The sequence below is a fragment of the Candidatus Phyllobacterium onerii genome, from assembly GCF_028331445.1.
Classification (GTDB): Bacteria; Pseudomonadota; Alphaproteobacteria; order Rhizobiales; family Rhizobiaceae; genus Phyllobacterium; species Phyllobacterium onerii.
This window is the reverse complement of the sequence record NZ_JAQMHX010000019.1, coordinates 1-20,007: the sequence shown is the minus strand read 5'-3', so window position 1 is coordinate 20,007 and position 20,007 is coordinate 1. Positions and strand designations below refer to the sequence as shown.

The window sequence follows — 20,007 nt, the reverse complement described above, 5'->3', positions numbered from 1 at the left end:
GGACACCCAAACCAAAGTATGAGTTTATCAGACGAGCGCATTATTCCCGTCCACGCCTGTATGATGGAGCATCTTTCCTTGCCTCGTTAACCTATGGCCCGATGCCAATGCGCCGAAGAATCTTGATGATGTCTACCGGAGCCTTATTCGCCGACAGACTCAGCATTCTTATTGCATTTGCCAGTTGCCGTCTTGACTAGACCTATCGCGGACAGAACCGCTCGGGCCGGACAAATTTGCCGATGGGTGGAAATCTTCCGCCCTCACTCTTCCTGCACAACAGGAGTTTCGGAATAGATATGGGTATAGTTCGGTTCGCGCTGCGGTTCCCGCACACATTCTACGTGTTAGCCGCCTTAATACTCTTTCTTGGCGGAGTCGCAAGTTACGAGATGCGAACGGATGTCTTCCCGGAAATCAACATTCCGGTTGTATCGGTGATCTGGAGCTATGGTGGCCTCAGCACACCTGAAATGGAGCAGCGTGTCACCACCTATAGTCAGTATGCAATCAGCTCCAACGTCAATGGCATCAAGAATATCGAAGCGCAGACCCTAGGCGGGCTGTCGATACAGAAGATCTATTTTCAGCAGGACGTGAATCTTGATCTCGCAATTGCGCAGATTGTGTCGGCGACAAACGCCATCCGCGCGCTTTTGCCAGCAGGAATCCAGGCGCCGCTCGTGGTGCAGTTCAATGCCTCCAGCGTGCCCGTCCTGCAGATCAGCCTGAGTTCCGATACACTCAATGAGCAGCAGCTGTACGACTATGGCATCTATCGCATTCGCCAGCAGTTGGCGCCAATCCCCGGTATCACATTGCCAACCCCCGCTGGCGGGAAATACCGGCAAATCATGGTTGACCTGGACCCTTCGAAGCTGCTTGCCAAAGGTCTCACCCCACTCGACGTCGTCAACGCAGTCAACACGCAGAATCTGACCCTACCTTCAGGTACTGCCAAGATCGGCGATACTCAATACGTTGTCCGCACGAACGCGACGCCGGCGACGATCGATGAACTCAACGACATTCCGGTCAAAGTGGTCAATGGGGCTACGGTTTTCGTAAAAGATGTCGGTCAGGTTCATGATGGCTGGCTTGTTCAGCAAAACGTCGTTCGTCAGGACGGGCGTCGTTCAGTCCTTCTGAGTGTCATCAAGAATGGCAATGCTTCAACTTTGGAAGTGGTCAATGCTGTCCGGCGAGCATTGGTTACGGCACGCGCGTCCGCGCCTCCCGGTATGGAGATCAAAGAGATTTTCGATCAGTCGGTATTCGTCAAGCAATCCATCGCCGGCGTGCTTCGCGAAGGCGCCATCGCGGCAGCCCTCACTGCGCTGATGATCCTGCTGTTTCTAGGATCGTGGCGATCGACATTGGTCGTCATGATAACCATACCGCTTGCAATCCTGTCATCGGTCATTGCGCTGTATTTCCTTGGAGAGACGCTCAACACCATGACGCTTGGCGGCCTCGCACTGGCCGTGGGCATCCTTGTCGACGATTCTACGGTGACGATCGAGAATACGCACCGGTTGCTCACTGAAGAAAGACAATCGCTGGCGCAGGCGACGCTGCACGGAGCGGCAGGCATTGCTGTGCCGACGCTGGTGTCGACCTTGGCCATCAGCTGCGTGTTCACGTCCGTGATTTTCCTTGAGGGACCGGCCAAATATTTGTTCACGCCGCTTGGCATGGCAGTCGTGTTCGCCATGCTGGCGTCCTATGCCCTTTCGAGAACCCTCACCCCGATCACGATTGGTCTGTTGCTCAAGGGTGAGCGGCATGGCACGTCGAAAAATTGGTTCTCCCGCTTTCATGCCAGGTTCGAGCATGGATTCGAGGCGATGCGTGTCCGCTATGTCGGGCTGTTGACGTTGCTGCTTACACGTCGGTTGATCATGCCGGTCGTCGCCGTCCTGGTCCTTGCCCTTGGAACCACCTTGCTGATCTTCGTTGGTCGGGACTTCTATCCTGCGATCGATGGAGGCCAAATCCAACTTCATGTTCGTGCGCCCGCTGGAACGCGGATTGAGACGACAGAGCGCATCTTCCAGCAAGTCGAGGAAAAGATTCGCGAGATCGTTCCCGACAGCGACCGCCAGCTTGTCGTCGACAATATCGGGCTCCCAGCCCGAGCGTATAACCTGGCGTTCACCGACGGCTCGACGATCGGCGTCAATGATGGCGTTATCCTTGTCGCCCTCAAGCCTGGCCACGCGCCTACTGCCGACTATGTGCGCAAATTGCGATCAGCGTTGCCGGAAGCGTTTCCAGATGTGCTGTTCTATTTTCAGTCGGCCGACATCGTCACACAGATTCTCAATTTTGGTCTCCCCGCGCAAATCGATGTCCGCACCGTCGGGTACGACCGTGCCACAAACCTGCGGGTGGCAACGGAGCTCCAGCGGCGCATCGCCGCCATTCCGGGCGTCGTGGACGCCCACCTCCAACAGGAAGTTAACGCGCCGGCGTTCGACACTACGATCGATCGCACGCGCGCAGCGCAACTCGGCCTCAATGCAGACACCATCGCCACGAACATCAATGTTAGCCTGAGTTCCTCGGAACAGGTCTCGCCCAATTTCTGGACTGATCCAACGACCGGTATTCCGTATTATCTCGCTGTTCAGACACCTGAACCAAAAATCAGTTCCCTGAACGACCTCGGCAATACGCCTGTGTCCTCAACCATATCCACAGCCGGTACTCAGATACCAGGACTGCTCAGCAATGTCGCAACATTCAAGCGGAGCAGCATCGCAACCAATAGTAACCAGGCGAATATCCAGCCTCTTTATGAAGTCTTCGCAAGCGTTGAGGGCCGCGATCTCGGGAGCGTTTCCAACCAGATCAACGCAATAGTGACGGATATGCAAAAGCAGCTTTCTCCCGGCAACTCCATTCAGGTCGCTGGCCAGATCCAGAGCATGAACGACGCTTTCTGGGATCTTGGTATCGGTCTCCTGTTCGCGGCAGTGTTCGTTTATATGTTGATGGTCGTAAACTACCAGAATTTCGGTGATCCGTTCGTCGTCATCCTGGCGTTGCCTGCAACCTTGTGCGGCATTCTGGTCATGCTCTTTGTCACCGGAACAACCCTTAACGTGCCCTCTCTTATGGGAGCGATCATGGCCGTAGGCGTCGCGTCCGCTAATTCGATCTTGCTGGTCACGTTCGCGAGAGAGCAGCAACTGACGGGCAAGCCGGCGTTCCAGGCGGCGATCGACGCCGGTCATACGCGCATCAGGCCTGTGCTAATGACTGCAGCAGCGATGATTGTCGGCATGATCCCAATGGCCATAGGTGGCGCCGGCGAGGAACAGAATGCCGCTTTGGCGCGCGCTGTCATCGGCGGCCTGCTGTTCGCGACTCCTACGACACTCCTCTTCGTCCCGTACCTGTTTGCGATGCTTCGCGGCGGACAGGACGGCAAGGCGGCCCACGGCGTATTCAACGAGGAACTAGCATGAAACCCTTAGAACCGTCAGATCGGCGCATCGAGCATATCTATAATCCACAACCGCAAGTGTCGCGCAGGTGGGGAGGCTGGCTTGTTGGGCTTGGCACGCTGCTCGGGCTGGTCGCGTTAATCTGTTTTGGTGCGTGGGGATATCATTCGCGAGCCGAGGAGGTTATGGCCACTGCCGTTCAGCTCCGCGATTTCGTGCCATCTGTGCACGTCGCCGAGATAAAGCCGAGTACCGACACCGTAACCGTTAGTCTCCCGGCAACCACCGCAGCCTTCGACGACGTCGAAATCTTTGCACGAGCCAGCGGCTATGTCGAACAACGTGAAGTTGATATCGGAGATCATGTAAAGAAAGGCCAATTGCTCGCCAGGATTGCCGTGCCGGAACTCGATGACCAAATCCTGGAAGCCCAAGCTACCTTGGGGCAACTCCAGGCGGCTTTGAAACAGGCGCAGGCTAATTCTGACCTCGCACAGGTCACGTGGGATCGCGATAAACCGCTGGTCGCCAAAGGCTGGATTACGCAGCAGCAGGGTACCATTGATGTGCAGACCTTAAAGGCGCAACAGGCGACGGTGGGTGTCGCGCAGGCAAATGTGAAGGCCCAGCAAGATCAACTTGAGGTGCTGAGTCAGCAACAACTCTATCAGCAGGTTGTCGCGCCCTTTGATGGCATCATTACCCAGCGTAACATTGACAAGGGTAGCCTTGTGCAGGCCGACACGACCAGCGGCACCTTCATGTTCGCCATCATGCAGGGAGACGTGATCCGTACGCAAGTCTTCGTGCCACAGGACGAAGCATTCGGGGTTAGCCCCGGTGACAAGGCCAGTATCGAGGTTCCCGAGACCCCGGGCCGTATTTTTTCCGGGACGGTAACGCGAATAGCCGATTCATTGCAGCCGGGAACCCGCACTTTGCTGACTGAAATCGACGTGCCCAATCCTGACGGTGTCCTCACGCCAGGAATCTACTGCACCGTCCAGCTCCAGATTCCACGCAAGACGCCAAGCCTGTCGGTGCCCGCTGACGCCCTCATCTTCAACGCGAACGGATTGCAGGTGGCCGTCGTTGAGGATGGCACTGTTCACATAAGGAAAGTAGCTGTGGCAAGAGATCTGGGAACGACCATCGAAGTTAAGGAAGGCCTCAAGCAAGGCGACAAGGTCATTCGTAACCCGCCAGTGCAACTGGTGGAAGGGAGTAAAGTCCGCGTCAACACCGAAACCGTCGCACCAGCTTGATCAGAAGTCCGGCTCGCTCGACGATAATTGCGACAAAGAATATGCAGATGCTCAAGGAAAACGGATTGGCCCAACCTCAGCTCAAATCTGACGATGCTTTGTCCAGTGCTTCCACACACTTTCATCCAGCATTGATCATGACGGCTGCAGTCTTGCTTTTCGCTCCCGCCGCTCATGCAGCTGAGGTTCCGGCAGGCTTTGACACAGATCGATTGACGGTTGTTGCGAATGTCCATGCCGAGGGAGTTCAGTTGTATGAGTGCAAGGAAGATCGAACTGGAAAAACACAGTGGCAGTTTCGCGAGCCCCTTGCGACGCTCATTCAAGATGGGGTCACCGTTGGCCGGCATTTTAGCGGTCCATCATGGGAATTTACCGATGGAAGCAGTGTCATCGGCAAAGTCGAAGCCGAGGCGCCGGGTGCGACGAAGGATGATATCCCCTGGCTAATGTTGCGGGTCATGAAACGAGGTGGCGACGGCGTTCTGACAAACGTTATCGCCGTGCAGCGGCTGGACACCCACGGCGGCCTATATTCGGGCCGTTGCGGAACTGAGGAAGCATTTCATGTTGAACCCTACTCTGCACAATATGTTTTCCTCACGGGGCGACTTTGAGCCGGCGAGTTCTCACGGTACGATCACAGTAATATCATACTAAAACCAGCAATGTGTGAGATTTAAATCGCTAAAAATTGGCAACAAATTTTTGCTGTCGTGACATATATGATTATGTTGTGAACATTTCCACGAAATTAATGAATCATATTCGGCAAAAAAGTGTTCTATCCAACTTATTGTGGCAAAATATGTAACATAAATATTATTTTTTGTTAATTTGACTCGTTATTAATAGTATATATTATGGACTTGCAGACCGAGAACCGCCGGCGGTGGAGTTATATATCCAGCGTGACGCGACGGAACTGGACGGTCCGATAAAAGGAGGGCACCAAGTTGCCCTCAATACTTAGGAGACGCCAAAATGCGCTCTTTTATCTTCAGAACCGCAATCGCTGCCCTCTTAATTTCCACTCCGTTCGCTAGCGCTTATGCCGCTTCGGGCGGTTCGCACAGCTCCCACGACTCGGGCGGATCACGCGCTTCCCATGAGGGGAGATCCGTTAGCAATACTCGTGAGAATTTCGACCGTATAGGACTCCATGACGAGTCGAATGAGGGCAACACCACCAGCCCGTCCTACCTCTTCGGGAGCCACATGGATACGCATTCCATGTTTCACCTGAACTAAGTGAGACATGGCACCAGATAGGTACGAAATCGCTCCCGGTACGCCCGGGGGCGATTTCGGATTCTGTCGCAAATTCCCCCCGCTGCCGTGTTCCTCGCCATGTCGGTGAGCACCGTAACGAGCCGCCTTCCATGCGCCCGGATCATGCTGGCTGGAAAAACTTCGGGATATGAGGGAGGCGAGCCAACAAGAAAGGGGCAGCAGGCCGGTTTCAGCACTGCTGCCCAAAGGAGGCGACCGCGAGGAGGTAACGATCGCCGGGGGGACTTTATAGGGAGGTAAGCTCACTCAGACATGAGGTATGGCATGAAATTCCGGTGTTGAGGGCTAGTTCGATTTGTCCGTACTCAATTGAACCGTCAGCTGCTGGCGGCCCCTTGGCGATCTAGAAATCTGAAAGCTGTACCTCGACTTTTCCGCATACGAGTTTCGATCCGGACTCCTGCGCTTTGTCGACGAGGCCGGAGGCAAGATCGGAAACGATCTCGACAGCAACGTCCTCCGGTAGTCCCGTTTCCCGCATTCCGGCTTTGAGGGCTGTATCGCTGGATTCATCTGCCCCGCATATATAGGCCCGGGCCTCGATGATAGCCGCCTGCTCGAACTTCTTGTTAAGGACATCACTCCGTTCTCCAGAAACGTCCTCCCGATTCTCGACATTGAACGCGTGTACGGTGCCGACTGTTAAAATGCACGGAACCGCAATAAGTGCGAATATCGAAGATTTGCAGAACCGCATTTCCTGTTCCCTCTATCCGAGTTTGAGGCGGGTCCGGGCCGCTGGGCCAAGCATGCAATGCAACACCGATGAAAACTGGTCAGTAAAGGGCGAATATATCACCAGTGGTAAATGCCAAGGCTACGATCCCGGCTGAACCCACCAGAACCAACAAAATCCAGAGCGTATCTGATTTGCTCATTGGCAAACGTCCTCCATCAGGGCAGGCACAAGCTACGACGCGAAAGCAGGTGCCGGTTCGATAGTGTCATGAGGCGCCTCCCTTCCTGAATTGGGCGGTTCCGCATTGCGCAGTTACACGGTCCAGAAATCCGGATGAAATGAGTTGTGCAACTACCTAGTTATCCCGTATCCGACCGCCTGTTGGATTGCAGCAAAGATGCATTCCTTGGACAAAGGCGGCAAAAATGAACTGGTCCGTCAGATGGTTCGAATGCAGTCTGAACGTTTGGCGCTGTGGCCAATCAGACGTTGGTCGCCCTCATGAGGTCGTCGGCACGCGGGGGCAAAACCGAAGTCGGGTAGGCAACGGCAACGATCGCGAGCGCCACCAGCGCACCCAAAATCTCCGCAGGAACGTAAAGGCTCACGGCGAGCGCCGACAAGGATATCGGACCTTCCGCCAGAAACGCCGCGAAAGTAATCGCAGGGTTGGCATAGGATGCGGACGGTGTTGCGAGAATTGCCGCCGCCAGCCACAGGCCGACGGCGATCGGGCCGGTGTCTTTCCGCCCGCTTCGGCTGCAGCCGAACACGATGACCATCAAACTGCCGCTGGCCACCGCCTCACTTAGCACCAGCGCCCAAGGTGTTACCAAGTCATTTGCCGTGTCAGTGGCCTGGAACAGGCCGTTTGCCATCAGCACACCTGCTATCGCGCCCCCGAACTGACCCGCTACGTAGGCAACGGTACAGTTCAACTTTCTTTCGCCGCTCAACCATTGAAGCAAGGTGATCAAAGGATTGAAGTGCCCGCCGGATGCAGATCCAAACGCAAAGATGAGAGCTACGAGGGACCCCGCTGTTGCGATTGCGTTGACGAACAATCCCAACCCGAGGCTGTTTTGAAAAAGTCGGTGGGATGTTAATCCAGCACCCGTAGCTGCCAGCATCAAAAGAGCGGTGCCAATGAACTCCACAGTGGCACGACGAAGGACACCGGATTCCGGATCGTCTTCTTGAAAGCACGTCTTTGCTCTTTGACCTGCCACGACGTTCATGACCTCGCGGCTTGCGTAGACTCCTTATCAAAATCGTCCCAACGGCTCTCCACCTCCTTCATCTTCAGTGCAAGCTCTTCTGGCGTGAGAATACCCTTTTGGAAGAGGATGTTGGCGAAACAGGCAATCCACCGCTCGTAGTAGGAGAGCTTGCCCACCAGTTCGGTGCCCAGCGCCTCGACGCCGCGCCGCTTCTCTTCCGTATTGATGATCTTATGGAAGTCGAGAACGTCCGCCAAAGCGTGACAGCGCCGTTCCCACGGCTCGAGTTCATGATCCACTACGGAAATGGGGTCGGCCGATGTTCCGCCTATATCATTCGGCAGGCGCTTCAACAGCTGTTCGGTCTGGGTCATTCGCCCCTCCTAATATCCTTGCTGGCTTCAACGACACCGATCATCGTATCGCGTGTGACGATCGCGGCCAGTTGCACTTCGTCGAAGTCTTCGGTGCCTTCAGGTCGTTTCGGCAACACCAGAAACCGCACCATGGCCGTTGAATCGCTGACACGAATTTCAACGTCATCAGGAATAATAGTGCCGAATTCCGCCAATACCTTTCGAGGTTCTGAGACTGCCCGCGCACGATATGGCTTGAGTTTGTACCAGTCCGGCGGCAAGCCGAGAACCGGGCGCGGGTAGCACGAACACAGCGTGCAGACGATGAGGTTGTGGACCTTGTCTGTGTTCTCCAAAACGATCAGCCCCGTCTGGTCATAAAAGGTGATCCCTAACTCCTCGCAGGCCGCTCGGCCGTCATCTAACAACCGTTTGCGGAATGCATCATCAGCCCAGGCGCGGGCGACCACCATTGCTCCAAGCGCGGGAGTCCGGGAGTCCAGTACTTCGATCTGTCGGCGAATCTCGTCCGGTCCAAAATACCCCTTGGACACCAAAAGTTCTCGCACCACGGTTTCGAGATTGTCGTAATATCCCGGACGTTCGGTCTGGCCGATTTCAGCGTGTGAATGATCATGATCATGGTCGTGACCGTTTTCCTCGTGCGCCATTTCAATTCCTCTCGAGCCACGTTTCAAAAATCTCAATGCGCAGCCCATCCCGGGGGGATCCGGTATAGCCAGGCCAAATCTCCGTCATCGGGATTGCAACCCGGTAGTAGTGCAGCTTTGATCCTGCGTTTCGCCCGTATCCTTCTTCCTCATTGTTGAGGCCCGTCGGCTCTATGACCGATTCTATAACGCCATGCTTCCCGCGGAGGTAAAGCGGCACACGGTAATGTCCGATCGGCGTACGATCAAGTATGCGGACCGCCTCGCCTTTTGCATAAACTGCCGTTTCCCCCAGGGCCGGGACGGCCTTTGGAGCCAATGGTTTCGTTTCAGCAATGTTGTCCTGCATCTTTCCATCCTCTGGGTGTTCCGGACTCCGCAGCCGTTCCGGTCAATTGTTCCGCCTGCGGCTCTCGAATAAAAACCAAACCCGACCTTCAGCCTCGTCGATCCAACTTTCCAAAAAAGAAGTGGTGGCCACGTCGCTGTGTTCGGAACAGACGATGTGCGTTTCGCGCATACGGGTCGCCAGCATGGCGTTGTCCTCGCGAAGTTCGGCAAGCATGTCCTGGTCGTCAACGAAATTGGCATCGTTGTCGAGGACGCGCTGCACCGCTGCAATATGCGCGATCGAACGGATTGTCGTACCGCCAACCTTTCTGACCCTCTCCGCTATCACATCGGTGGTATCCAGAATCTGTGCGGCCTGTTGGTCCAGCAAACGATGATAATCGCGGAAATGGGGTCCCGACATGTGCCAATGGAAATTCTTGGTCTTGATGTAGAGCGCGAACTGATCCGCCAGGAGTACCGTCAGCGCCGCCGCAATATCCCGACGGGCATCTTCAGAGAAGCGGCTGGGTGTGTTGATTGGTGCCAGTCGACGCGTAATAGCCGTGCTGTGTGACATCGGAAGACCTCTTGGCGTTGAACGACCGGACCGCGTCGCCGCGGCATCTGTTGTTTATCGGGCATTTCGAGGACACAATCTTGTTCGGATGGCTCAGTTTTGGAACGCAAACAGCAAAGATGAAGGGCCTTGTGGACTAATCAGCTGCCACTTCTATCCGCGAAGAGACCAAATATTCCAACGGTGCAACTCCCCTTCAATCCGGACGAAGTCGTATGATTTAAGCCGGATTTAAGACTCTCGAATTTCAGTCAACAGGTTCGACACATGGCAATTTCTAGGCAGCAACACATGATCATGACGTCGCACGGCTCGATCTCAGTCGAGGAGATCGGCGAGGGCGACCTGCCCGTCCTCCTTATCCACGGGAACTCCTCAAGCAAGGGCGTATTCCGGTATCAACTGCAAAGTCAATTGCCGGAACACCTCCGGCTCGTCGCGTTCGATTTGCCCGGCCACGGCCGATCCAGCAATGCGCTGGATCCAATGCGGACGTACACGCTTTCAGGTTTTGCCGACGCAGCTGTCGAACTCGTGGCCAAAATGAATATCGCCGACGTCATCGTTTTCGGCTGGTCTCTCGGTGGTCACATCGGCATCGAACTGATGCACCACCTTCCTGCGATGAGAGGGTTGATGATCAGCGGATCGCCGCCGTTGGACAGGGAGAATTTTGCGCAAGGTTTCATGGGCTTGCCGCAGGTCCGTGCAGCGGCCCGCGAAGATCTGAACGACACCGATATCGACGACTTCGTCGAAGCCATCTTCGGCAAATCGGCGGAACCGTTTCTGCGCAAGGAGATGGCGCGCGCCGACGGCAGGTTGCGAAAGGTTCTCTTCGAGCACAGGGCCAAAGACGGCGCTGACCAACGTCTCACCGCGGAAACCAGTCAAATCCCTCTGGCTGTCGTGAACGGAGGAGCGGATCGCATCGTCAATCTCGACTACTTCGACGGCGTCAGCTTCGCAAATCTGTGGGAGGGTAAATGCTATCGGCTGCCGGGGTTGGTCACGCACCTTTTTGGGAATCTCCGGATGGTTTCAACCCATTCCTCGAACGTTTTGCCAGTGACGTTGAGTCCAGCCATCGTAGTTTGCTCTAAACATTCCTAGAACGTGGCAGTCATCATGGATTGTTCCAGTTTGTGGAAGTGTGTGTTGCGGAATCCGGCAATTCCGGAGGGAGGGACCGTCTGCGACAACGGGTTTTTATACGGATCTGCAACCGGAAGGAACCAGCATGACCACCACACGGGAACTCGCAATTGCAGGCGCGGCACTCGCCGTAGCAGGATCATCGGCGATGGGCGCGCCGGTTTACTATCGCACGGCGACCGTCGAGGGCGTCAACATGGCGTACCGTGAAAGCGGATCGCCGGATAAGCCGGCGCTGCTGCTCCTGCACGGTGTTCCGAGCTCTTCGCGGATGTTCGACGCACTCATGCGCAGGCTGGGAGACAGCTATCATATGGTTGCGCCGGACTACCCGGGTTTCGGCAACAGCGATGTGCCAGATCCTGTCGCGTTCGACTACACGTTCAATCATCTGTCGGAAGTTGTTGAGAAGTTTGCCGATGTCGTAGGGCTCGACCGCTACGTCTTGTTTATGCAGGACTACGGTGCCCCGGTCGGCATGGGCGTTGCACAGACCGGTCCGACGCCATACAAGGCATGATCTTCCAGAACGGCAATGTTTATGCGGAAGGTCTGGGGCCGATGTGGGAGAAGCGCAAAGCGTTTTGGGCCGACCGTGCAGCCCACGAACAAGAGGTCATCGAAGCCCAGCAATCGCTGGCCGTAACGCGGGCCCGTCATCTTGGAAGCGACCCCGACGTCGAGGCCTACGATCCGGACCTTGGATGGACGAATACGCTTATCTCAACAGGCCTGGCCAAGGACCGATCCAATCGGCCCTGATCTTCGACTACCGAAACAACATCGCTGCTTATCCGGCTTGGCAGTCGTGGCTGAAAGCCCATCAGTTACCCACGCTGGTCGTTTGGGAAAATTCGATCCGGCGTTTATGGTCGCTGGAGCGGAGGCATTCAAACGCGATTTTCCCCAAGCCCGGGTCGCGATCCTTGACGCCGGCCATTTCGCCGTGGACACCCGTCTGGATGACGTTGTCTCCTTGACCGAAGATTACATGTCGGTCAACAAGATCAAGCTCGGAAACAACAGCGGCGGAAATCTGTCCAACTGAAGGCAATCCAAATGGATCGATGGCAGGCGATGCGCATTTTTGTGAAAGTCGCCGAAACGGAGAGTTTCACCGACACTGCCCGCCAGATGCACCTGAGCGCACCTGTCGTCACGCGCGCAGTAGCGATGCTTGAGGACACGATCGGCGTGAGGCTGTTGACCCGCACCACCCGCTCCGTGAAATTGACGGAGGCTGGCTCCCGCTATGTTGGTGACTGCGAGAGGCTTCTAGGGCAACTTGCCGAAGCGGAGGCGGCCGCGGCCGGAGCCCATGCCAAACCCAACGGTATTCTGACGGTGACGGCACCCATCATGTTCGGGCAAATGCACGTCTTGCCGATTCTGACCGAGTATCTCGATCTTTATCCCGCTGTCACCGGCCGAAGCCTGTTCGTCGACCGTATAGTCAACATTGTCGACGAGGGCGTCGACGTCGCCTTTCGTATCGGACACCTGGATGACTCCACCCTCACCGCCGTTCGCGTCGGCGAGGTAAAGCGTATCCTATGCGGGTCTCCAGAGTATTTTGACAAGAACGGCGTGCCGGCTATGCCACGCGATTTGTCTAAACACAGGATAATTGGGACGACGAGTGCATGGTCATCACTGGAGTGGAGGTTTGGCGTGCACCCAAAATCAACGGTACATGTCACTCCAAGGCTTTATTGCAACACCAACGAAGCAGCGATAGCGGCGGCCGTAAAAGGGTGGGGCATTGCTCGCGTCCTGTCTTATCAGGTCGCTCCGCTTCTAAGGTCTGGCGAACTCCGCGCGATAATGTCCAATAGTGAAGAAGAGGCTCTACCTGTTCATGTCGTCCATCCGGAAGGCCGCAGCACATCGGGAAAAGTCAGGAGCTTCGTCGATTTGGCAGTCGCTTCCTTGCGTTCCGGTAAAAACCGTTTCTAGCTGACAGGCTTGCAGCAGCCATCACGAACCCCTGTTCGGTACATAAATGCAAATTGACCTTGGCATCTTTGGATCGCCAAGCCTTGTGCATCTATGGTACTTGGCATCTTTGGACATTTTCACACGCTTGTCGGCATATGGAATGACTTCGCCCGTGTTCTTGATGTGAAAACCGTTGGACGCTGTCTCGACGTTTTTGTCCTGTTCCTCGAAACAATCCATCGTGGAACAGCATTCGGAACCATAGGCCCAGCCTGACGGAGCCTCATGGGCTGCTGCAGGCGCGGTGGCGAGAAGAACAAACAACAAGGTTCTCATGACTTTTCCTCATCAAAGGTCACGGGAGTTGGAGCGCATCCGCCCCCGAAGATTTTGACGTTGATCATTTAATGAACGGCCGAAATCCGGTCGTTCGACAAAACCGAAGGTCTTTTCCCATTCGACAGCCAGCATGGGTGTCAAACCGTCAAGCATATGCTGCTTGTACCCTGCGCTGTATTTCCACGCGTCCAAACCGTTGTAGTCGTGACGGAGCACCTGATACACGCGGTAACGAAAAAGCATCCATTCCATTTGAGCACCCTTTCTAGTTCTTGCTGATCGCCTGGCTTGCGGCGGTCACCCGCCAGACTGTATTGCCGACATCGTCGGCAATCAGCAGCGCTCCGGACTTGTCAACGGCGACGCCGACCGGCCGGCCGCGTGCTTCGCCCTTGGCGTTCAGGAAATCTGTGACGACATCTTCGGCTTTCCCGCTCGGCTTTCCGTTGCTGAACGGCACGAAAACCACCTTGTAGCCGTTGAATTGGTCCCGGTCCCAGCTGCCGTGTTCGCCGACGAAGGCACCGCCTTTGTATTTCGGCGGCAGGTTGTCGGCCGTGTAGAACGTGAGACCAAGCGGCGCGACGTGGGAGCTCAGGGCGTAGTCGGGAACGATAGCTTTTTCCACAAGATCCGGCCGTTGCGGCTGGACGCGCGGGTCGAGGTGCTGGCCGTAGTAGCTGTAAGGCCAGCCATAAAAGCCTCCATCTTTCACGGAAGTCATGTAATCAGGCACGAGATCGGGACCGAGTTCATCGCGTTCATTGATGACCGCCCAGAGGGCCCCGGTCTGGGGTTCAAAAGTCAAGCCGTTGGGGTTGCGCAAGCCGCTCGCGAATATCCGCCAGCGGCCGGTGGTCCTTTCGACCTCCCAGATGGCGGCGCGGTTCTTCTCGGCCTCCATACCGTTCTCGGTGATATTGCTGTTCGAACCTACCCCGACATAGAGCAGCGACCCGTCAGGGCTGGCCACAAGGCTTTTTGTCCAGTGATGGTCGATCGGCCCTCCCGGTAGCGGGGTCAGCTCGGTCCCCGATGACATAATTCTGGTGCCGCCGTCATAAGGGTAATGCATGATCGCATTCGTGTTCGCGACATAGAGATCGTTGCCGACCAATGCCACGCCGAACGGAGAAAACAGGTTGTCGAGGAACACCGAGCGGGTTTCGGGTTTACCGTCGGAATCGGTATCACGCAGCAGGGTGATACGATTGCTCTTTGATGGTGCACCACCGGATGTCACAAAGGTTTCAACCCAGCCCATCACCAAATCTTTTGGCCGTTTGACCGTGTTAAAATCGGGTTCCCGGGATTCGACTACAAGAACATCGCCGTTCGGAAGCACATAGACCGATCTTGGATGTTCTAGCCCGGTGGCGAGAGCCTCGATTTTAAGCCCTGGGGCCACGGTTGGCTTTTCACCTTCCTTCCATCCAACGACAGGGGCAAGATGCATGGGCGGAAACAGATATTGCTGTGGTTCAGGCAGGACCGGATTGGGGCCAATCTGGCTCTGGACATCGAAGGTATCCGCAGCGTAGCTCGATGCCGAAGACAAGGTGAAAACGAGCACCATGGCCGTGCCGCGGCCAGCGCTGATGAACGAAGAACGGTAAGACATTATTCTGATACTCCTACACTATGATGGAAGACCATCCAAAACCCCATCCATTCCGTGACCAGAAGGACGACCACAATGATCGCCGATAAGGTCAGGCCCCAGGGAACAACCGAGGTCCAGGCATCATGCGTGTGTATGAACATGTTGAGAGCGGCCAAAACCAGCAGGATCACGCTGCCGACGAGATGAACCCGGACGGATCTCTGCCTGCGCACGGCGGGGTCACCGACAAAATCGATCAGCCCGGCTATGAAGGCGAGAACTCCCATGATCAAGCCGACGGTGACGAGCCAGGCGGAAAAATCGGCCCACATCATCTCGGTAGTTTGCGCGTAGGTTATATCTGTGAGCAATGCGCCGATGAAGCAGACAATGGGGAAAGGCGCGAGCAAAGCGCGGATCGGTATTCCCGCTATGCTTGCTGTTGCGCGGGGGTGTACATGGGGCATCAGGATGTCCTCTCTATTTCGGGCGATAGCGTCTGGATATTCGAGGAACTACAGGGCACGCCAATCCTAGTCGGAGGTAGCTGACACGCGTTTCTTGAACTGCCGACAATTGTCGGCAACACGTAAGTTCAGGTTTCTCTCGAAGTACTTTGTCAAAATAATTCCTTACAGCGGGCGCATAAGTTGCTTCGCTTGTGCGGGCAAACGCTGTAATAACTATGTGAGGTTCGGCTGCTTTTGGATTGCAGCAAGAATGCATTCGTTGAACAAAGAGCTCAAAATGGCTCGGCCGAGCAGCAGGACACGTTTGCCTAGAGTTTACTCGCTGTCAGTCCGCTTTAACGCCTCGACACGGTCGTTAACCTCAATCCAATCACCAGTCATGCTGGAGAAGCGACTTTCGCCGCCTTCTCGCTTTGTGCCGCGAATGGGCAAGGCGTTTTTGCGGCGTACGCACTTGTCGGCGTGAAAATGCCACAGACGCTCCGCGCCCTGGAACGTCTCGATTTCTGGCGAATCGAGTACAATGTCGGCAGTTCCCGAGAGTTGCAGCAAGTCGCCTGCGACGAAATCCACGAACAACAGGCCGGCCCGTCCATTGACGAGGATATTACCGAGCGTGTTAAAGAACAGATTGCCGTTGAAGTCGGGAATCGTCAGCACGTCATCGTTGCCAACGCGAACGAACCCCGGCCTACCGCCGCGATGGGATACGTCGACCTGGCGATCCCAACCGTCTCCGACGTAGGATGCGACGAAGAAAGTATCCGATGACGCAATGATACTTCGGGCTTCCTCGTCAAGCCCAGAGCTTGTTTCCACAGTTCCGTGGTACCTGGCATCCCGGTCACCCGCGAACGATACATCACGGATCTGGATATAGCGCGGGCAGTTCCCATAGCTTTGGATGACGGACAGGTCAAAATCCGAAGACGAAGATCTCCTTATCCTGCCATTCAGCCGGTTGCGCCGCTGGGTATGCAGCTCGATGCCCAGCAAGCCGATCGCATCGCCGTTCTCCATGCCGTCATCGGCCGGATCGGTCGGGTCGCGTCGTCCTGCAACGCTGAGAGTAACCGCGTCGGTAGCCTGCATGAACCCGGGTCGTCCCGTGAAGATCGTTGCCCAGGCGTTTCCATTTCGGTCGACGGCTCCGGCTATCACGAACGGCAGCTGCGGATAAAAGAGGCGATGTTGCTCTATCAGCGTATTTCTGACAACCCGTCTCCCTATGTCGTCCATCTTTTCCACAGCGGCCGCGCTTTTTTGCAAAGCCAGCTCCCCGGCATGCCAAGGTGACGTTTCGCGATTGTCAATTGTCGATCCCATCGCCGCTGTCCTTCCACACGGTGCTAAGCGACGGCGCTCAGGCCAACCGGCGTTTTGACAAACGTCACAAAACCCGGAAGGCTTTCAATCCTTCCCAGCCAACCGGAAACTTTCGGATAGGCTGCCAGATCGACGTTTCCTTCAGGAGCACGGGCAGTGTAGCTGTAGAGGGCGAGATCCGCGATCGTTACGCGGTGGACGGCAAGCCAGTCCTTGGCCGTCAAATGCTGTTCAAGCACCTGTAAGAGTTGGTGTGCACGCCCGATTACCTCCTCCGCGTTGAACTTGGCGCCGAAGACCGTGATGAGGCGCGCAGCAGCAGGACCATAAGCTAGCTGCCCGGCGGCGATCGAAAGCCAACGCTGTACGGCCGCTGCACCGGCAGGGTCTTCGGGGAGCCAGTCTGTGCGGCCGAGTTTCTTGGCGACGTAAATCATGATGCCGTTGGAATCCGCGATCACGGTTTTTCCGTCGACAAGCACCGGAACCTGCCCGAACGCATTCATCGCCAAAAAATCGGGTCTCTTGTGCTCTTCGGAAGCGAGGTCAACCTCGACTTCCTCGAACGGCTGTCCGATCACGGAAAGAAACAGTCGCGCCCGGTGAGAGTGTCCGGACAGCGGATGGTAGAACAACTTCATGATAAAATCTCCTGTTGCAGACATTTCCGGTCGGTCGCCATATAGTGCCGCACCTCAGCGAGCGCGTTAAGGAGCATTCTTCACAAGTCATTGTTTCATGAAATAACCATAGTCATCCGGATCGCCGGCCACACATATTGGGCGGCCACCACCCCATTCTCAATGAGCCAAAAGCAAAGGCACTCTCGCCTGGGCCAGCAAGCTTCGCGTCACATCTCCGAAGAACATGTCACGCGTGCGCGAGTGTCCGAAAGCGCCAATCACGATCAGATCGTAGCCATTTCGCCCTGCCATATCCTGAAGCACGTCGGCGATCGGACGTCCCTCGGATCTGATGTTTTCCACCGTCACTTTCAGGCCGTGCCGGCTCATGTACAGGCCTGTATCAGCACCGGGCTCTTCGCCGTGACGCGCGTTGCTGTTGGCATCGATCACGAGCACGCAGACTGATTGCGCACCCATCAGCAGCGGCAGGGAATCTGTGATCGCCCGCCTGGCGACAGGGCTGGCGTTCCAACCGACGAGCACTTTTTCGGCGACGAATGCCTTTCGCCACGTTGAAGGAATGACGATCATCGGGACACCCGTCGCCAGGAGCATCGATTCGGGACACCAGGTTCTCCGGAAGTCCCCCAGGTGTCGGAGTACCGGCCACGATCAAATCCGCATGCAGTGAATTCATCAAGACATCCATTTCGACGTGGCTATGGACGACCCGGAATTCAAAACTGATGTCTTCCCGTTGCATGGTCGTCTGGAAATCGCGGCCAGCCTCGCCTGAGGCAAGCTCCGCTTCAGTCCTGTTGCGTTGGATGAGCCGACGGATGGCGCCTTCTCCCCGCACGAAGGACTCCACCGGATGGCCGGGCCAGCCGGACGGGGCGGCGAAGATCCCGACAAGGTGGGCATTGTGGCGCTGACAAAGCTGGATTGCATATTGCATCCGCGCCTCACCGGCGGTAGAGAAATCGACAAATACGAGAACGGTTCCAAGGGGCATGCCGAGTCCCTTTCACAACGGCCGGAGAACTATTTGCCGTGGGTCTTCAACCAGGATTGGAAATCGGAAATTTCCTTCTCCTGCATCTTGATGATGTGCTCGGCGATCTTGCGGAGCTCAGGATCCTTGCCATACTTCAGCTCAACTTCGGCCATGTCGCTTGCGCCCTGATGGTGGGGGATCATCACCCGAACGAAATCTTTGTCGGCATCGCCGCTGTAGCGGATCATCATGTCCTTGTGCATCTTGGCGTTTGCTTCCGCGAAAGCATGGCTGGATCTACCCTGGTCGCCCATGGGCTTGCCCATCTGCATGCTTTCGGCAAGGGCGGGGATGACGAGGGCAACTCCTGCGGCGGCAACGAGTATGATTCGGATCATGGGTTTTTCCTTTATGTTATAGGCGGGCCGCACTCGGTTGGTTTGATCGGCCGCGGAAGTCTAAAGCCGTCGTAACGAATCCGTTGCGGCCTTGAAATTCGGGCATGTACGGAAATTCAAGCAACCTTCCGACGCAAGAAGTCCCGGATAATCGGAACAACTTCGTCTGCCTTGTCCTCGAGAACAAAATGGCCCGTGTCGATGAGGTGAAATTCGAGATTGCTGAGATCACGCTTGTATGGATGGGCTCCGTCGGCAGGGAAGATGAAATCGTTCTTGCCCCAGACAATCAATGTTGGTGGTTGACTATGCCTGAACCATTCCTGCACTCGCGGATAGAGCGGAAGATTAGTGCGGTAGTCATAGAGCATATCTAGCTGGACATCACTGTTGCCGGGCCGGTTAAGCAACGGCTGGTCGTGGGTCCAGTTGTCTGGCGATATTCGGCTCTTGTCCGAGACGCCGTCCGTATACTGGAACTTGGTGGTCTCAAGGCTGAGCAGGCTCTTCAGGGCATTGCGGCTGGCTTCAAGACCATCATCCCAATACTTCTTGATCGGATCCCAGAACTCCTTCAGTCCCTCGTCATAGGCATTTCCGTTCTGGATGATGAGTGCCGAAACGCGGTTAGGATCTGCAAGTGCCAAGCGCCATCCGACCGGAGCACCGTAGTCCATCAGATACATTGTAAAGCGCTTGATATCCAGTTTGCGTAAGAGGCCCTCGATCAGTCCGGCACAGCGGTCAAACGTATAGGCGAACGATTTATGATCGGGCGCATCGCTTTGGCCATATCCGGGGTAGTCGGGTGCAATGACGTGATATGTATCAGCGAGGACGGGGATCAGGTTGCGGAACATATGCGAGGAGGTGGGAAATCCGTGCAGGAGCAGTATCGTAGGCGCATTCTCCGCCCCGGCCTCGCGGTAGAAGATATTGACACCGTCAATTGCAACAGTCCGATGATGGACGACGGGAAGGATGATCTCGTCGGATGCAATACTCACTTGGGAAATGTTCAAGGCGCTCTCCTGTTTTGCCGTGAATCTCCCTTGCATTTTTAATCAAATATGCTCTCTGCGATTGGAGGGAAGGCGTGTGTTTGGAATGATGACGGCATATAGAATCATCCGTCGCGCGGCCAGCCTCCTTAGCAGTGTCATCGTTCAAACAGCGCCCTGTGCCTTCAATAAAACCCTGAGAGCCAATGCGAAAACCAGCGCGTCGGGAGGAGCGACCGAACGCAAAGGAAGCCAGCATGCTCCAGGTAATTGTACTTATATGCGCCGCGGGGATTTCGCCGCCCGAA

Annotated in this window: 23 protein-coding genes; 8 read left to right on the top strand and 15 right to left on the bottom strand. The window is 55.8% G+C overall.

From position 1 onward, the window contains the following. The first annotated feature begins 299 nt into the window (after positions 1–299). The 3 genes from PHA01_RS26275 to PHA01_RS26265 all read left to right on the top strand — a co-directional run bounded on the left by PHA01_RS26275 (position 300) and on the right by PHA01_RS26265 (position 5,334). A complete protein-coding gene (locus PHA01_RS26275) occupies positions 300–3,473 on the top strand; it encodes an efflux RND transporter permease subunit (protein WP_271899234.1) in 3,174 nt (1,057 codons plus the stop codon). 164 nt (positions 3,474–3,637) lie between these two features. After that, complete coding sequence (locus tag PHA01_RS26270) at positions 3,638–4,717, top strand: efflux RND transporter periplasmic adaptor subunit (protein ID WP_271899233.1); 1,080 nt, start codon at positions 3,638–3,640, stop codon at positions 4,715–4,717. Between the two features lie 65 nt (positions 4,718–4,782). Then, positions 4,783–5,334 carry a DUF3455 domain-containing protein gene (locus PHA01_RS26265; protein WP_271899232.1) on the top strand — a complete coding sequence of 184 codons (552 nt, stop codon included), beginning with the start codon at positions 4,783–4,785 and terminating at the stop codon, positions 5,332–5,334. Positions 5,335–6,353: 1,019 nt separating this feature from the next. Here the strand turns inward: PHA01_RS26265 and PHA01_RS26260 are convergent. The 6 genes from PHA01_RS26260 to PHA01_RS26235 all read right to left on the bottom strand — a co-directional run bounded on the left by PHA01_RS26260 (position 6,354) and on the right by PHA01_RS26235 (position 9,846). Further along, on the bottom strand, positions 6,354–6,707 hold the full coding sequence (locus PHA01_RS26260) for a hypothetical protein (RefSeq protein ID WP_271899231.1): 354 nt from the start codon (positions 6,705–6,707) through the stop codon (positions 6,354–6,356). Between the two features lie 464 nt (positions 6,708–7,171). Then, the gene (locus PHA01_RS26255) at positions 7,172–7,918 is read right to left on the bottom strand and encodes an aquaporin (RefSeq protein WP_271899230.1); all 747 of its coding nucleotides are present in this window, start codon (positions 7,916–7,918) and stop codon (positions 7,172–7,174) included. A gap of 5 nt (positions 7,919–7,923) precedes the next feature. Continuing rightward, positions 7,924–8,283, bottom strand: a complete 360-nt coding sequence (locus PHA01_RS26250; protein ID WP_271899229.1) for an SH3-like domain-containing protein — start codon at positions 8,281–8,283, stop codon at positions 7,924–7,926. Next, the gene (locus tag PHA01_RS26245; RefSeq protein ID WP_271899228.1) at positions 8,280–8,936 is read right to left on the bottom strand and encodes a nitrile hydratase subunit alpha; all 657 of its coding nucleotides are present in this window, start codon (positions 8,934–8,936) and stop codon (positions 8,280–8,282) included. Before PHA01_RS26245 ends, PHA01_RS26250 begins: the two co-directional genes overlap by 4 nt. A gap of 1 nt (position 8,937) precedes the next feature. Further along, complete coding sequence (locus tag PHA01_RS26240; protein ID WP_271899227.1) at positions 8,938–9,285, bottom strand: SH3-like domain-containing protein; 348 nt, start codon at positions 9,283–9,285, stop codon at positions 8,938–8,940. A 42-nt stretch (positions 9,286–9,327) separates the two neighbouring features. After that, on the bottom strand, positions 9,328–9,846 hold the full coding sequence (locus PHA01_RS26235; RefSeq protein ID WP_271899226.1) for a Dps family protein: 519 nt from the start codon (positions 9,844–9,846) through the stop codon (positions 9,328–9,330). Positions 9,847–10,113: 267 nt separating this feature from the next. On the opposite strand from PHA01_RS26235, the gene PHA01_RS26230 reads away from it, so the two are divergent. The 5 genes from PHA01_RS26230 (at position 10,114) to PHA01_RS26210 (ending at position 12,957) form a co-directional block, all read left to right on the top strand. Next, the gene (locus PHA01_RS26230; RefSeq protein ID WP_271899225.1) at positions 10,114–10,959 is read left to right on the top strand and encodes an alpha/beta fold hydrolase; all 846 of its coding nucleotides are present in this window, start codon (positions 10,114–10,116) and stop codon (positions 10,957–10,959) included. 127 nt (positions 10,960–11,086) lie between these two features. Further along, positions 11,087–11,521 carry an alpha/beta fold hydrolase gene (locus PHA01_RS26225; RefSeq protein WP_271899224.1) on the top strand — a complete coding sequence of 145 codons (435 nt, stop codon included), beginning with the start codon at positions 11,087–11,089 and terminating at the stop codon, positions 11,519–11,521. Continuing rightward, complete coding sequence (locus tag PHA01_RS26220; protein WP_271899223.1) at positions 11,518–11,763, top strand: hypothetical protein; 246 nt, start codon at positions 11,518–11,520, stop codon at positions 11,761–11,763. The genes PHA01_RS26225 and PHA01_RS26220 overlap by 4 nt, the downstream gene beginning before the upstream one ends. Before the next feature lie 46 nt (positions 11,764–11,809). After that, positions 11,810–12,049, top strand: coding sequence for a hypothetical protein (locus tag PHA01_RS26215; RefSeq protein WP_271899222.1), 240 nt, complete (start codon positions 11,810–11,812; stop codon positions 12,047–12,049). An 11-nt stretch (positions 12,050–12,060) separates the two neighbouring features. Next, complete coding sequence (locus PHA01_RS26210) at positions 12,061–12,957, top strand: LysR family transcriptional regulator (protein ID WP_271899221.1); 897 nt, start codon at positions 12,061–12,063, stop codon at positions 12,955–12,957. Positions 12,958–12,978: 21 nt separating this feature from the next. Here the strand turns inward: PHA01_RS26210 and PHA01_RS26205 are convergent, their stop codons facing one another. The 9 genes from PHA01_RS26205 to PHA01_RS26165 form a co-directional block, all read right to left on the bottom strand. Next, a complete protein-coding gene (locus PHA01_RS26205) occupies positions 12,979–13,275 on the bottom strand; it encodes a hypothetical protein (RefSeq protein ID WP_271899220.1) in 297 nt (98 codons plus the stop codon). A 12-nt stretch (positions 13,276–13,287) separates the two neighbouring features. Next, the gene (locus PHA01_RS26200; protein ID WP_271899219.1) at positions 13,288–13,530 is read right to left on the bottom strand and encodes a hypothetical protein; all 243 of its coding nucleotides are present in this window, start codon (positions 13,528–13,530) and stop codon (positions 13,288–13,290) included. A 13-nt stretch (positions 13,531–13,543) separates the two neighbouring features. Next, on the bottom strand, positions 13,544–14,854 hold the full coding sequence (locus PHA01_RS26195; protein ID WP_271899274.1) for a PQQ-dependent sugar dehydrogenase: 1,311 nt from the start codon (positions 14,852–14,854) through the stop codon (positions 13,544–13,546). Positions 14,855–14,898: 44 nt separating this feature from the next. Further along, positions 14,899–15,348, bottom strand: a complete 450-nt coding sequence (locus PHA01_RS26190; protein WP_271899218.1) for a DUF2231 domain-containing protein — start codon at positions 15,346–15,348, stop codon at positions 14,899–14,901. A gap of 318 nt (positions 15,349–15,666) precedes the next feature. Beyond that, positions 15,667–16,677, bottom strand: a complete 1,011-nt coding sequence (locus tag PHA01_RS26185; RefSeq protein ID WP_271899217.1) for a pyridoxamine 5'-phosphate oxidase family protein — start codon at positions 16,675–16,677, stop codon at positions 15,667–15,669. Between the two features lie 23 nt (positions 16,678–16,700). After that, on the bottom strand, positions 16,701–17,318 hold the full coding sequence (locus tag PHA01_RS26180) for a glutathione S-transferase family protein (RefSeq protein ID WP_271899216.1): 618 nt from the start codon (positions 17,316–17,318) through the stop codon (positions 16,701–16,703). A 159-nt stretch (positions 17,319–17,477) separates the two neighbouring features. Beyond that, positions 17,478–17,918, bottom strand: a complete 441-nt coding sequence (locus tag PHA01_RS26175; protein WP_271899215.1) for a universal stress protein — start codon at positions 17,916–17,918, stop codon at positions 17,478–17,480. A 429-nt stretch (positions 17,919–18,347) separates the two neighbouring features. Continuing rightward, the gene (copM, locus tag PHA01_RS26170) at positions 18,348–18,698 is read right to left on the bottom strand and encodes a CopM family metallochaperone (protein WP_271899214.1); all 351 of its coding nucleotides are present in this window, start codon (positions 18,696–18,698) and stop codon (positions 18,348–18,350) included. A gap of 116 nt (positions 18,699–18,814) precedes the next feature. Beyond that, complete coding sequence (locus PHA01_RS26165; RefSeq protein ID WP_271899213.1) at positions 18,815–19,720, bottom strand: alpha/beta fold hydrolase; 906 nt, start codon at positions 19,718–19,720, stop codon at positions 18,815–18,817. Positions 19,721–20,007 lie beyond the last annotated feature (287 nt).

Bases quoted from the DNA above. Each gene is read 5' to 3' on its own strand.
- PHA01_RS26275 (WP_271899234.1), top strand. From the start codon at position 300: ATGGGTATAGTTCGGTTCGCGCTGCGGTTCCCGCACACATTCTACGTG.
- PHA01_RS26270 (WP_271899233.1), top strand. From the start codon at position 3,638: ATGGCCACTGCCGTTCAGCTCCGCGATTTCGTGCCATCTGTGCACGTC.
- PHA01_RS26260 (WP_271899231.1), bottom strand. From the start codon at position 6,707: ATGCGGTTCTGCAAATCTTCGATATTCGCACTTATTGCGGTTCCGTGC.
- PHA01_RS26250 (WP_271899229.1), bottom strand. From the start codon at position 8,283: ATGACCCAGACCGAACAGCTGTTGAAGCGCCTGCCGAATGATATAGGC.
- PHA01_RS26245 (WP_271899228.1), bottom strand. From the start codon at position 8,936: ATGGCGCACGAGGAAAACGGTCACGACCATGATCATGATCATTCACAC.
- PHA01_RS26240 (WP_271899227.1), bottom strand. From the start codon at position 9,285: ATGCAGGACAACATTGCTGAAACGAAACCATTGGCTCCAAAGGCCGTC.
- PHA01_RS26235 (WP_271899226.1), bottom strand. From the start codon at position 9,846: ATGTCACACAGCACGGCTATTACGCGTCGACTGGCACCAATCAACACA.
- PHA01_RS26230 (WP_271899225.1), top strand. From the start codon at position 10,114: ATGGCAATTTCTAGGCAGCAACACATGATCATGACGTCGCACGGCTCG.
- PHA01_RS26225 (WP_271899224.1), top strand. From the start codon at position 11,087: ATGACCACCACACGGGAACTCGCAATTGCAGGCGCGGCACTCGCCGTA.
- PHA01_RS26220 (WP_271899223.1), top strand. From the start codon at position 11,518: ATGATCTTCCAGAACGGCAATGTTTATGCGGAAGGTCTGGGGCCGATG.
- PHA01_RS26210 (WP_271899221.1), top strand. From the start codon at position 12,061: ATGGATCGATGGCAGGCGATGCGCATTTTTGTGAAAGTCGCCGAAACG.
- PHA01_RS26205 (WP_271899220.1), bottom strand. From the start codon at position 13,275: ATGAGAACCTTGTTGTTTGTTCTTCTCGCCACCGCGCCTGCAGCAGCC.
- PHA01_RS26200 (WP_271899219.1), bottom strand. From the start codon at position 13,530: ATGGAATGGATGCTTTTTCGTTACCGCGTGTATCAGGTGCTCCGTCAC.
- PHA01_RS26195 (WP_271899274.1), bottom strand. From the start codon at position 14,854: ATGGTGCTCGTTTTCACCTTGTCTTCGGCATCGAGCTACGCTGCGGAT.
- PHA01_RS26190 (WP_271899218.1), bottom strand. From the start codon at position 15,348: ATGCCCCATGTACACCCCCGCGCAACAGCAAGCATAGCGGGAATACCG.
- PHA01_RS26185 (WP_271899217.1), bottom strand. From the start codon at position 16,677: ATGGGATCGACAATTGACAATCGCGAAACGTCACCTTGGCATGCCGGG.
- PHA01_RS26180 (WP_271899216.1), bottom strand. From the start codon at position 17,318: ATGAAGTTGTTCTACCATCCGCTGTCCGGACACTCTCACCGGGCGCGA.
- PHA01_RS26175 (WP_271899215.1), bottom strand. From the start codon at position 17,918: ATGCTCCTGGCGACGGGTGTCCCGATGATCGTCATTCCTTCAACGTGG.
- copM (WP_271899214.1), bottom strand. From the start codon at position 18,698: ATGATCCGAATCATACTCGTTGCCGCCGCAGGAGTTGCCCTCGTCATC.